Annotated in this window: 9 protein-coding genes and 1 tRNA gene; 5 read left to right on the forward strand and 5 right to left on the reverse strand. The window is 60.1% G+C overall.

All coding sequences use genetic code 11. The features are described from left to right. Window positions 1–3 precede the first annotated feature (3 nt). The 3 genes from yddG to AC07OT_RS22945 all read right to left on the reverse strand — a co-directional run bounded on the left by yddG (window position 4) and on the right by AC07OT_RS22945 (window position 2,224). Window positions 4–909 (reverse strand): aromatic amino acid exporter YddG, encoded by a 906-nt coding sequence (yddG, locus tag AC07OT_RS22935; RefSeq protein ID WP_495109111.1) that lies wholly within the window; start codon window positions 907–909, stop codon window positions 4–6. 117 nt (window positions 910–1,026) lie between these two features. Beyond that, on the reverse strand, window positions 1,027–2,067 hold the full coding sequence (locus AC07OT_RS22940) for a virulence RhuM family protein (protein WP_495109112.1): 1,041 nt from the start codon (window positions 2,065–2,067) through the stop codon (window positions 1,027–1,029). Between the two features lie 80 nt (window positions 2,068–2,147). Then, a tRNA-Arg gene (locus AC07OT_RS22945) sits at window positions 2,148–2,224 on the reverse strand. Between the two features lie 370 nt (window positions 2,225–2,594). Here AC07OT_RS22945 and gabD point away from each other — a divergent pair. Further along, a complete protein-coding gene (gabD, locus tag AC07OT_RS22950; RefSeq protein ID WP_027607874.1) occupies window positions 2,595–4,037 on the forward strand; it encodes an NADP-dependent succinate-semialdehyde dehydrogenase in 1,443 nt (480 codons plus the stop codon). Between the two features lie 182 nt (window positions 4,038–4,219). Then, a complete protein-coding gene (gabT, locus tag AC07OT_RS22955) occupies window positions 4,220–5,497 on the forward strand; it encodes a 4-aminobutyrate--2-oxoglutarate transaminase (RefSeq protein WP_131697013.1) in 1,278 nt (425 codons plus the stop codon). A gap of 410 nt (window positions 5,498–5,907) precedes the next feature. Here the strand turns inward: gabT and AC07OT_RS22960 are convergent, their stop codons facing one another. Together AC07OT_RS22960 and desA are read right to left on the reverse strand one after the other, a co-directional pair. Beyond that, entirely contained in the window at window positions 5,908–6,909 is a 1,002-nt protein-coding gene (locus AC07OT_RS22960) for a sensor domain-containing diguanylate cyclase (protein ID WP_065941053.1), read from the reverse strand. Window positions 6,910–7,097: 188 nt separating this feature from the next. Continuing rightward, a complete protein-coding gene (gene desA / locus AC07OT_RS22965) occupies window positions 7,098–8,282 on the reverse strand; it encodes a delta-9 fatty acid desaturase DesA (protein WP_027607871.1) in 1,185 nt (394 codons plus the stop codon). Window positions 8,283–8,448: 166 nt separating this feature from the next. Between desA and dibA the strand changes: the two genes are divergently transcribed. The 3 genes from dibA (at window position 8,449) to AC07OT_RS22980 (ending at window position 11,918) form a co-directional block, all read left to right on the forward strand. Then, window positions 8,449–10,359: a phosphodiesterase DibA gene (gene dibA / locus AC07OT_RS22970; RefSeq protein ID WP_495109113.1), complete on the forward strand. Its 1,911-nt coding sequence runs from the start codon at window positions 8,449–8,451 to the stop codon at window positions 10,357–10,359. 299 nt (window positions 10,360–10,658) lie between these two features. Then, a complete protein-coding gene (oscA, locus tag AC07OT_RS22975; RefSeq protein WP_003170956.1) occupies window positions 10,659–10,841 on the forward strand; it encodes a sulfur starvation response protein OscA in 183 nt (60 codons plus the stop codon). Window positions 10,842–10,907: 66 nt separating this feature from the next. Then, window positions 10,908–11,918 carry a sulfate ABC transporter substrate-binding protein gene (locus tag AC07OT_RS22980; RefSeq protein WP_053137687.1) on the forward strand — a complete coding sequence of 337 codons (1,011 nt, stop codon included), beginning with the start codon at window positions 10,908–10,910 and terminating at the stop codon, window positions 11,916–11,918. The last annotated feature ends 22 nt before the right edge of the window (window positions 11,919–11,940 follow it).

Raw genomic sequence — 11,940 nt, forward strand, 5'->3', positions numbered from 1 at the left:
AGATCACCGTGAGGTCGTGCGTGAGCGTGAAGTGGCGATGACCGCCCCCGTAATGATCAACACCGCGGGAATCATCAGGATCGGCTTGGCATCGCTTTGCCCCACGGCAATCAGCAGCAGCGTGGAGAACAGCGGCGCCAGATAAGACAGGGCGCCCAGCATCGATAGGTTTCCGTGCTTGGTCGCGTGGTCCCAGGCGAAAAAAGCCAGGCCCACCGGGCCCAGCCCCAGGGCGATGATTGCGGCCCACTGGCCCGGCTCAGGCCGCACCGTGGTTTCGAAAGCCAGGTGACAGAGCCCGCCGGCCACTGCCACCAGCCCGCAAATACCCCCGATGATGCTGCTCGGAACATGGCTGAACCGCCGGTTGAACACCGAATAAATCGCCCAGACCCAGGCACACGCAAAGGCGGCGGCGTAACCGACCACCGGCATCGACGCACTGTCACTCCGGGCCCGCAGCTGCATGATGAAGGCCGTCCCCGCCAGGCCGAGCAAGGCGCCCAGCAGCTGGCGCTTGCGCAGCGATTCGCCGGTAGCAAAGCTCGACAGCAGCACGATCAGCAGCGGCCACAGGTAGGCAATCAGGCTGGCTTCAGCCGCAGGCGCGGCCTTCAACGCAAAGAAATACAACGCGTGATAGACAAAGATCCCGGCAAACCCCGTGGCCCACACAGGCCAGGGCTGGCGCCAGCTGCTGAACCCAGCAGCGCCACGCAGCCCCAGCACGCACAGGCTGGCCACGAACGCGACCGCGAAGCTCAAAGCCAGCAACTGAAAGGCCGGGATCCCGGCGGTCAAGGTGGTCAGAAGCGCCAGGCACGCCCACAAAAACACGGCAATCACCCCGATCAGCGTCGCACTGGCGGCGCCCTTGGCAAGGGTGATGGGTGGGTTGGAAGTGCTCATCCGTGAGTCTCCGGGTGTGAGGGGGTTATCGAGATTGCTCAGCATTTGGGCGTCGATGCCGCCCCACAAAAATTCCGAGGTCTTTTGACTTGAGGCCTATGAGCCATACGAACGGCTTCACTGATTTGTCTTCTGTGAGATCGCCCGCAGTGCCTCAATGCTTAAGGATTCTCCCTTGGCTTCTTTCAATACCCTGCGTTGCTGATTGTAACGTTCGTACTCCGCTTTCGCTTTGTCGTCAGCCACGTGCTTGCTGACCTGTCCAGAATCCTGCAAAACCTCACGGTCATTGAAGGCTAGGAACTGATCCAGTTTTTCCTGCCAGTCCCGTAGGAAGATTTGCTTGCGCCTCAACGCTTGGTCTTCTGCGAAGTCCAGCCACATGGTGACAATGCGATTCAATGCGGAAATTTCGTCTGCACGCAGATAGTTTTTGGCGATCGTGACATCGCTTTTGCGTACCTCATCACCTTTGAAGTTGGTGAGGCCCATATTTGGTTGTGTCGAGTCGACACGTTGGGCAATTAGTTCGGCAGCGGTAAGGCCGGTGCTCGCGAAGTGCAGTTTGTTTTGAATGATTTGAAAGAAAGCGGTCGTTTCACTATTCGACGGCACGTAGTCCGCAGCCATCGCGAAAATCTCCCGAACTCGCAGGTAAACCCGCCGCTCGCTGGCGCGGATATCGCGAATGCGTTCAAGCAATTCGTCAAAGTAGTCAGGAACCAATGAACGACCCACTGGAGGGTTCTTCAGCCGTTCATCATCCATGACGAAGCCTTTGACCAAGAACTCCTGCAATATCTGCGTAGCCCATTGGCGGAACTGCGTACCTCGCTTGGAACGTACTCGATAACCGACGGCCAGAATCAGCGGTAGGCTGAAGTGTCTGACGTTGTAGGGCTTATCGTCGGCGGCAGTTGTTCGGTAAAACCGAACAACTGAATTTTCAGCCAATTCGCCCTCTGCAAAGATGTGGCTGATATGTTCGCTGATAGTCGCTTTCGCCTTGCCATACAACTCACAAATCATGGCCTGCGATAGCCACAGGGTATCGCTGTCAAAACGACACTCCAGGCGAACTGAACCGTCACCGCTCTGGAACAGCAGTATTTCACCTAGTGGGGCTGGAGGGTGTTGGTTCTGGCTGCTGTCGCTCATGTGAGAACTCAGTGATCGGGCTGATCGACAGTCTACAAAAAAGCCCCAGGCCTTTCGACCTGGGGCTTTTCATGTATATCTGGTGCACCCGGCGGGATTCGAACCCACGACCCCTGCCTTCGGAGGGCAGTACTCTATCCAGCTGAGCTACGGATGCTTGTGCGGGCGACATCATACCCATGTCGACCTTGGGCGTCCATGCCGGTCTTTGGCCGTTCAAACGTAGGCATTTGCCGCGCAGAGGCCCTGCGCCGGGCACCGTTGGTCAACACGACGGAACGGGCTCGAATCACGCTGATCAGAAAAATCCGGCAAATGCGCCGTTTTCGTTCTTTTTTTCGAACAGACTATTGCCCTGTACCCCCATTGATCCTAGGATTCGTTTGAGATTTCAAACGCTCTGTCTCTCGTGCGCTATTCACTGATCGCGCGCGCGGGGGCTGATTTCCCTGACGGCAGCCCACAAGGCGCCTTTCAACAACTCTAATTCGCTCCGCGTGCGCGCGGTGCTGTTAAGGAAAGCCGACATGCAGCTCAAAGATTCCCAGTTGTTCCGCCAGCAGGCGTTTATCGATGGCGCTTGGGTGGATGCGGACAACGGTCAGACCATCAAGGTCAACAACCCTGCCACGGGCGAGATTATCGGTACCGTGCCAAAGATGGGCGCTGCGGAAACCCGTCGCGCTATCGAAGCTGCCGACAAGGCGCTGCCGGCCTGGCGTGCGCTGACCGCCAAGGAACGCGCCAACAAGCTGCGTCGTTGGTTCGAGCTGCTGATCGAAAACCAGGACGACCTCGGTCGCCTGATGACCCTGGAACAAGGCAAGCCATTGGCCGAAGCCAAGGGCGAAATCGTCTATGCCGCGTCCTTTATCGAGTGGTTCGCCGAAGAAGCCAAGCGCATCTATGGCGACGTGATTCCCGGCCACCAGCCCGACAAGCGCCTGATTGTGATCAAGCAGCCTATCGGCGTGACCGCCGCCATCACCCCGTGGAACTTCCCGGCCGCGATGATCACCCGTAAAGCCGGCCCGGCCTTGGCCGCCGGTTGCACCATGGTGATCAAGCCTGCTTCGCAAACGCCGTTCTCGGCCCTGGCCCTGGTGGAGCTGGCGCACCGTGCCGGTATCCCGAAAGGCGTGCTGAGCGTGGTCACCGGCAGCGCCGGCGATATCGGCGGCGAGCTGACCAGCAACCCGATCGTGCGTAAATTGTCCTTCACCGGCTCCACCGAAATCGGTCGCCAGTTGATGGCCGAATGCGCCAAGGACATCAAGAAAGTTTCCCTGGAGCTGGGCGGCAACGCGCCGTTTATCGTGTTCGACGACGCGGACCTGGATAAGGCCGTCGAAGGCGCGATCATCTCCAAGTACCGCAACAACGGCCAGACCTGCGTCTGCGCCAACCGCCTGTACATCCAGGATTCGGTGTACGACGCGTTTGCGGAAAAACTCAAAGTCGCGGTGGCCAAATTGAAGATCGGCAACGGTCTGGAAGAAGGCACCACCACCGGCCCGCTGATCGACGAAAAAGCCGTGGCCAAGGTCCAGGAACACATCGCCGACGCCCTGAGCAAAGGCGCCAAGCTGTTGGCCGGTGGCAAGGTCATGGAAGGCAACTTCTTTGAACCGACCATCCTGGTCGACGTGCCGAAAAACGCCGCCGTCGCCAAGGAAGAAACCTTCGGCCCGCTGGCGCCGCTGTTCCGCTTTAAAGACGAAGCCGAAGTGATCGCGATGTCCAACGACACCGAATTCGGCCTGGCGTCCTACTTCTACGCCCGCGACCTGGGCCGTGTGTTCCGTGTGGCCGAAGCCCTGGAATACGGCATGGTCGGGGTCAACACCGGGTTGATCTCCAACGAAGTGGCGCCGTTCGGCGGCATCAAGGCCTCGGGCCTGGGCCGTGAAGGCTCCAAGTACGGGATCGAGGATTACCTGGAAATCAAATACCTCTGCCTGGGCATCTAAGCCCTGTAAGAGATTGCAGCAAACGCAAAGGGCACGAGAGCGCTGACCCTTTGCGTGTTTCACACCGTTATTCGTAGTGGCCGGGAACGCTGTGGCAGTCGATCATCGCATGCTGCCGTAGTTGCCTCCCCGCCACGTATTCCTTGAACAACGCCACCCGATGAGTGGCGAATGAGGACTTTATGAGCAAGACCAACGCTTCCCTGATGAAACGCCGCGAAGCCGCTGTACCGCGCGGTGTTGGCCAGATTCACCCGATCTTCGCCGAATCCGCGAAGAACGCCACCGTGACCGACGTTGAAGGTCGCGAGTTCATCGACTTCGCCGGCGGTATCGCCGTGCTGAACACCGGCCACGTGCACCCGAAAATCATCGCCGCCGTGACCGAACAGCTGAACAAGCTGACCCACACGTGTTTCCAGGTACTGGCCTACGAGCCGTACGTCGAAGTGTGCGAGAAAGTGAACGCCAAGGTCCCCGGCGATTTCGCCAAGAAAACCCTGTTGGTCACCACCGGTTCCGAAGCCGTTGAAAACGCCGTGAAAATCGCCCGTGCCGCGACTGGCCGTGCCGGCGTGATCGCTTTCACTGGCGCCTACCACGGCCGCACCATGATGACCCTGGGTCTGACCGGTAAAGTCGTGCCTTACTCGGCCGGCATGGGCCTGATGCCAGGCGGCGTGTTCCGCGCGCTGTACCCGAACGAACTGCACGGTGTCAGCGACGACGACTCCATCGCCAGCATCGAACGCATCTTCAAGAACGATGCCGAGCCGCGTGATATTGCCGCCATCATCATCGAGCCGGTCCAAGGCGAAGGCGGTTTCTACGTCGCGCCTAAGCCGTTCATGAAGCGCCTGCGCGAACTGTGCGACAAGCACGGCATCCTGCTGATCGCCGACGAAGTGCAAACCGGTGCCGGCCGTACCGGTACCTTCTTCGCCATGGAACAGATGGGCGTTGCCGCCGACCTGACCACCTTCGCCAAATCCATCGCTGGCGGCTTCCCCCTGGCCGGTGTGTGCGGCAAGGCCGAATACATGGACGCCATTGCCCCAGGTGGCCTGGGCGGCACCTACGCCGGTAGCCCGATCGCTTGCGCCGCTGCGCTGGCGGTGATGGAAGTGTTTGAAGAAGAGCACCTGCTGGACCGCTGCAAAGCTGTCGGCGAGCGCCTGGTGACTGGCCTCAAGGCGATTCAAGCCAAGTACCCGGTGATCGGTGACGTGCGTGCCCTGGGCGCGATGATCGCGGTCGAGTTGTTCGAAGACGGCGACAGCCACAAGCCAAACGCTGCGGCCGTTGCCGCCGTGGTGGCCAAGGCGCGTGACAAGGGCCTGATCCTGCTGTCCTGCGGCACCTACGGCAACGTGTTGCGCGTACTGGTGCCGCTGACCTCGCCGGACGAGCAGTTGGACAAAGGCTTGGCGATCATCGAAGAGTGCTTCTCCGAGCTGTAAGCGGCAGTTGGCCTGATCGATAAGAAAAACCCGCTTCGGCGGGTTTTTTTGTGCCTGAGGCAAGCCAGCTCTTATCAAATTTAAAATAACTTACTGATTTTAAAGGGTAAAAAATTTCACTCTAAAATCCTGAGTCTTGCATAAACAATTTCAGGCAACCGCATTCTTGTGGTGAGCGGGCTTGTCCCGCGTTGGGGTGCGAAGCGCCCCTAATAAAGACGAATGCGGTGTATCAGGCACTCCTCCGCGCTTGGTTCTGGGGCTGCTGCGCAGTCCAACGCGAGCGGTGCGACGCTTCGACAAGCCCGCTCGCCACAGAGGTTCCAGTTTGCTGCGCGACAGCGCTACGTCGAGAGGTCGTGGGGCCTCCCAGATTGGATTTCTGTTGCTGCAACCGGAAGTGGTCGGCGTCAGCCAGCGATCACGCGATTCTTGCCCAGGCGCTTGGCCTCATACATGGCGGCATCGGCGCGGGCGAACAGGCTGTCCAGGGTGGAGTCTTCCTCGGTCAGGCTGGCCAGGCCCTGGCTGATGGTCACGCTGAACGCCTGGCCCTCATAGCTGAAGCTCAGCGCCTGAATCTCCTTGCCCAGGCGCTCGGCCACTTGCAGCGCCATCTCCGGCGCGCAACCTGGCAGCACGGCGGCGAACTCTTCGCCGCCAATGCGCCCGAACAGGTCGCCACGACGCAGGACCCCGCGACCGCTCTCGGCGATACGCCGCAGCACCTGGTCGCCCTCTAGGTGGCCGTAGGTGTCGTTGACGTCCTTGAAGTCATCGATGTCCAGCAGCAGGAAGGCCAGCGGCGCGCCTTGGGCGCAGGCGCTGTCGAAGGCCTGGTTGGCGCATTCGAAGAAGTGTCGGCGGTTGCTGCTCTGGGTCAGCACGTCGGTGGTGGCGAGACGGTGCAGCTCCAGTTCCAGCTGTTTTTTTTCCGTGATGTCTTCGGCCATGCCGACGACGATCACCGGCTCGCCGGGTTCGACCTGCTGGTTGATGTAGCACTTGTCGCTCAGCCAGCGGATCTGCCCGTCGGCGGTGATGATGCGGTACTCGCGGTCTTCCACGGCCCCCTGCTCCAGCACGCGCGCCAGGCTGTGTTCGGCGTAATCGAGGTCTTCGGGGTGAATGCTGTTGCGCCATTCGCGGTGGTCGGCCAGCAGCAGGCCGGCGGAACGTCCAAAAATCCGCTCGTATGCCGGGCTGACGTAGAGCACGCGGCGGGTTTGCCAATCGATGGCCCACAGCACGGCGTTTACGCTGACCAGCAGAGAACTGAGCAATTGTTCGCGCTCACTCAGTCGTTCGACTTCGCCCTGGGCATGTACCAGTGCCAGCAGGGTTGCTGCCGCGGCCGGACGCGGAGGGTCAGCGGTAGGGCTGTCGGCGGTGAAGGGCTTTTCGAGAACCATCGGCACAACTCTCTCTGGGCGCGCCGCAAGATCGAGCAGCGGTCACTACAAGGGGCCACCATGATGGCGAAGTGTTCATTGAGAGAGGCGAATTGCAGTGAAGTTCCGTCAACAGGCTCGATTGACGGTGTCCGAGAAATGGCGCCAAAAAGCTGATGGGTGGGAGGGCAAGCCCTCCCACGCGACTGTCAGACCGCCGCAGGACGCAGCGAATAGGTCTTCAATTGGTGGGCAAAATCCCGCAGGGACTGGATGCCGCTGGCCTCGGCCTCGTGCACCCATTCCTTGATGGCGGCGAGCATGTCGTGGCCGTTGGAGCTGGTCTTGAGCCAGATCTGCTGCAGCGCCAGGCGTTTTTCGTAGATCACTTTCAGCGCCTGGCTGTGTTCCAGCATGCTCTGGATACGCAGGTGGTGGCGGTCATCCAGCAGGCTGGTTTCCCGCGACAGCAGGCGTTTGGCGCGGTGGAACTGGTGGCGCACCGAGTGATCGACTTTTTCCAGCTCCTGCTTGACCAACGGGCCGATCACCAACTTGCGGTACTGGGCCATGATCTGGAAGCGGTTGTTGAGGATCGCCATGGCGGTGTCCATGTCCAGGTGGCCCTTGCCTTCCACGCGGTGGGCAATCGGTGCCACGCGCTGCACCTTGGCCAGGCGCAGGAAGCTGAACACCTTGATCCATGCCCAGCCCAGGTCGAATTCCCACTTCTTCACCGACAGCTTGGCCGAGTTGGGGTAGGTGTGGTGATTGTTGTGCAGCTCTTCGCCGCCGACGATGATGCCCCACGGCACCAGGTTGGTGGCGGCGTCACGGCATTCGAAGTTGCGGTAGCCCACGGCGTGGCCCAGGCCGTTGATCACGCCGGCGGCCCAGAACGGAATCCACATCATCTGGATTGCCCAGATGGTGATGCCGATGGCGCCGAACAGCAGCAGGTCGATCACGCCCATGATCGCCACACCCAGCAGCGGGTAAGGAGTGTAGAGCTTGCGCTCGATCCAGTCGTCCGGGCAGTTCTTGCCGTAGATGCGCAGGGTCTCGGGGTTTTCGGCCTCGGCACGGTACAGCTCGGCGCCTTTGCGCAATACGGTGGACAAGCCCTTGATCACCGGGCTGTGCGGGTCGTCGACGGTCTCGCACTTGGCGTGGTGCTTGCGGTGGATGGCGGTCCACTCGCGGGTGTTCTGCGCCGTGGTCAGCCACAGCCAGAAGCGGAAGAAGTGTTTCAGGCCGGCATTGAGCTCCAGGGAGCGATGGGCTGAATAGCGGTGCAGATAGACCGTGACCCCAACGATGGTCACGTGGGTCATCAACAGGGTGACTGCCACCAGTTGCCAGGCCGACAAGTCAAGAAAACCGTTGTACCACATAGGCTGTATGGCCCTCAGATAAAGAAAAGAACAGCACACGCATTATCACTAAGCCTACAGAGAAAACCAGCGGCCCTTTCAGATAAGACTTACGAGATGTTACATATCCTATAATCCCCATTCTTTGTAGGACGATTCTGGGCTTTTAGTAAGGATTACTGGGCATATGCTGTTTTCATACCGAGGAGCCCTGCGTGCTGGGCTGGTATACCTGCTGGCTTCGAGCGTCTGGATAGGCCTCACTCATCGGGTATTGATCGAGTTTCTCGATAATCCAACCGACCTGCACCAGTGGTTGCAGGTGCGCGGTTACGTGTGGGTCGCGCTCAGTGCCTGGCTGATCTACCTGATCTGTGCCCGATCTGACCGGGCCGACCAGCAGCAACCCTTGAAGGAGAACCGCGAGCGCCTGCGCCAGGCTGCAGCCGTGTTCGATTGCACCCGCGAAGGGGTGCTGGTCACCGACGCCAAGGGCCTGATCGTGCATGTGAACCGGGCCTTCATGGAAATCACCGGCTACCAGTGCGAAGACGTCATGGGCCGGCAGCCGAGCCTGTTCAAGTCCGGTCGCCATTCGTCGAATTTCTATCAACAGATGTTCCAGACCCTGGAACACACCGGTGAATGGAGCGGTGAAATCTGGAATCGGCGCAAAAGCGGTGAGATTTATCCACAGTGGCAAACCATTCGCGTGATTCACGATGACCTGGGCCATATCAGCCATTACGTCGCGGTGTTTTCCGACATCAGCGCCATCAAGGATTCCGAGCACGAACTGGCTCACCTGGCCCACCACGACCCGCTGACCGACCTGCCCAACCGCCTGCTGTTCACCGACCGTGCCGAGCAGGCGCTGGCCTCGGCGCAACTCCACAAGCGCGGCTGCGCCCTGTTGTTGCTGGACCTGGATCACTTCAAGATCATCAACGACAGCCTTGGCCATAATGTGGGCGACCAGTTGCTCAAACTGGTGGGCGAGCGGCTCAAGGCGCTGTTCGGACCTGGCGTGACCCTGGCGCGCCTGGGCGGGGATGAGTTCGCGGTGCTCGCGGAAAACTGCTCACAGGTGGTGCAGGCGGCGGCTTTGGCACAGCGCATGCTCGATGTGATGAAGCAACCGTTCATCTTTGACGGCCATCAGCTGTTTATCAGCGCCAGCATCGGCATCAGCCTGTTCCCCAATGATGCCCTGAGCGCCGAGCAATTGTTGCGCAACGCCGATTCCGCGCTCTTCAAGGCCAAAAGCGTGGGCCGCGAAGGCTACGCGTTGTACACCGAAGAACTCACCGCCCACGCGCAGAACCGGGTGGAAATCGCCAGCGAACTGCGCCGCGCCCTCGAACAACAGGAACTGCGCGTCTACTACCAGCCGGTGCACGACTTGCACACCAGCCGCCTGATCGGCGTCGAAGCACTGGTGCGCTGGCAACACCCCGAGCGTGGCCTGGTGCCGCCGGGTGATTTCATCCCCATCGCCGAACGCACCGGGTTGATTGCCGAGATCGATGGATGGGTGATGGACCAGGCCTGCCGGCAGATGTGCCGATGGCTGGCCGACGGCGCGCCGCTGAGCTTTATTGCAATCAATGTATCCAGCCGCCTGTTTGCCCGGCGCGAACTTTACGATCAAGTCGCCCAGGTGCTGCACGCTACCGGCCTGGATCCGGCCTTCCTGGAGCTGGAAGTCACCGAAAGCGCGGTGATGGACGACCCCGAAGTGGCCCTGGAACAACTGCACCGCCTGCGCGAACTGGGCTTGCGCCTGGCCATCGATGACTTCGGCACCGGCTATTCGTCCCTGCTGCGCCTCAAGCGCCTGCCGGTGCAGAAACTCAAGATCGACCAGGGCTTTGTCGCCGGGCTGCCGTGGGACGAAGACGATGCCGCCATCGTGCGGGTAGTGATCGCCCTGGCGAAAAGCATGGGCATGCAGGTGCATGCCGAGGGGATCGAACAGGTGGAGCAGGCGCGGTTCTTGTTGGAGCAGCACTGCGATATGGGCCAGGGGTACTGGTTTGGGCGGCCGATGCCGGCGCAGGCCATTGACTGGGACTGCGCCCCCGCCATCCAGGCTTGAAATGCATTCAAATGTGGGAGGGGGCTTGCCCCCGATAGCGGTGTGCCAATCTGAACATGTGTTACTGACAGACCGCCATCGGGGGCAAGCCCCCTCCCACATTTGGATATTCACCAGGCGTTATTTCGGTGCTCGCTCGCAAAACCCGCGCGCAACCCCACGTCCTGCCAGAAAATTCTTTCTGGTTATATAAACATTCTTAAATAGTATTTTTAAGAATATCCGCGCTTATCTACTATCGCCCTACGCCGCAAGCAGTGCCGCCACTGCGAGGCACTATTCATTTCAGGAGCGAGACCATGAGCGCATCTCTACGTAGCGTCGACGGCCAGGACGAAGCAGCCATTTTGCGCGAGATCCAGAGCGCCTTGCGCGATCTGCGGTTTGGCGCGGTGGAAATCACTGTGCACAACGCTCAAGTGGTACAGATCGAACGCAAGGAAAAATTCCGTTTGCAGAACCCGGGTAACAAACCGAGCTAAGCAATAACGGCGATAGACCCCGTCACTATAAGAAAAAGCCAACACCCAGAATTTTCAGGAGCTTCTATGTCGTCGATTCGCCGTTATGCCCTGGCCGCCCTGGCCAGCGCCGTGTTTGCCGGTTCCGCCGTTGCCAAGGACTACGAGTTGCTCAACGTCTCGTACGATCCTACCCGTGAGCTGTACCAGGACTACAACGCTGAGTTCACCAACTTCTGGAAACAGTCTCACCCCGGCGATAACGTCAAGATCCAGCAATCCCACGGTGGTTCGGGCAAGCAAGGCCGGGCGGTGATCGACGGCCTGCGCGCCGACGTGGTGACCCTGGCCCTGGCCGGTGACATCGACGAAATCGCCAAGCTGGGCAAGACCCTGCCGGAAAACTGGCAGACCCGCCTGCCGGATGCGAGCACCCCATACACCTCGACCATCGTGTTCCTGGTGCGCAAGGGCAACCCTAAAGGCATCAAGGATTGGGGCGACCTGATCAAGAAAGACGTTTCCGTGATCACGCCTAACCCGAAAACCTCCGGCGGTGCGCGCTGGAACTTCCTTGCCGCCTGGGCCTACGGCCTGAAATCCGGTGGCAGCGAAGCCAAGGCTCAGGAATACGTCAAGGAGCTGTTCAAGCACGTGCCGATCCTCGACACCGGCGCGCGCGGCTCGACCATCACCTTCGTCAACAACGGTCAGGGCGACGTGTTGCTGGCCTGGGAAAACGAGGCGTTCCTGGCCCTGAAAGAAGACGGCGGCGCCGACAAGTTCGACATCGTCGTGCCGTCCCTGTCGATTCTCGCGGAGCCGCCGGTGGCCGTGGTCGACAAGAACGCCGAGAAAAAGGGCAACACCGAGATCGCCACTGAATACCTCAAGCACCTGTACAGCCCGGCTGGCCAGGAGATTGCGGCGAAGAACTTCTACCGCCCACGGGATGCAAAAGTGGCCGCCAAATACGCCCAGCAGTTCCCGAAACTGGACCTGGTGACTATCGACAAAGACTTCGGCGGCTGGAAAACTGCCCAGCCGAAATTCTTTAACGACGGTGGCGTGTTCGACCAGATCTACACGGCGCAGTAAGCCGAGCAACAACCCGCCCACA

The organism is Pseudomonas sp. GW821-FHT09C10 (assembly GCF_059418085.1).

Excerpts from the sequence above, each read along its gene's own strand:
- oscA (WP_003170956.1), top strand. The coding sequence starts at position 10,659 with ATGAGCGCATCTCTACGTAGCGTCGACGGCCAGGACGAAGCAGCCATT.
- gabT (WP_131697013.1), top strand. The coding sequence starts at position 4,220 with ATGAGCAAGACCAACGCTTCCCTGATGAAACGCCGCGAAGCCGCTGTA.
- gabD (WP_027607874.1), top strand. The coding sequence starts at position 2,595 with ATGCAGCTCAAAGATTCCCAGTTGTTCCGCCAGCAGGCGTTTATCGAT.
- AC07OT_RS22940 (WP_495109112.1), bottom strand. The coding sequence starts at position 2,067 with ATGAGCGACAGCAGCCAGAACCAACACCCTCCAGCCCCACTAGGTGAA.
- dibA (WP_495109113.1), top strand. The coding sequence starts at position 8,449 with ATGCTGTTTTCATACCGAGGAGCCCTGCGTGCTGGGCTGGTATACCTG.
- yddG (WP_495109111.1), bottom strand. The coding sequence starts at position 909 with ATGAGCACTTCCAACCCACCCATCACCCTTGCCAAGGGCGCCGCCAGT.
- AC07OT_RS22980 (WP_053137687.1), top strand. The coding sequence starts at position 10,908 with ATGTCGTCGATTCGCCGTTATGCCCTGGCCGCCCTGGCCAGCGCCGTG.
- desA (WP_027607871.1), bottom strand. The coding sequence starts at position 8,282 with ATGTGGTACAACGGTTTTCTTGACTTGTCGGCCTGGCAACTGGTGGCA.
- AC07OT_RS22960 (WP_065941053.1), bottom strand. The coding sequence starts at position 6,909 with ATGGTTCTCGAAAAGCCCTTCACCGCCGACAGCCCTACCGCTGACCCT.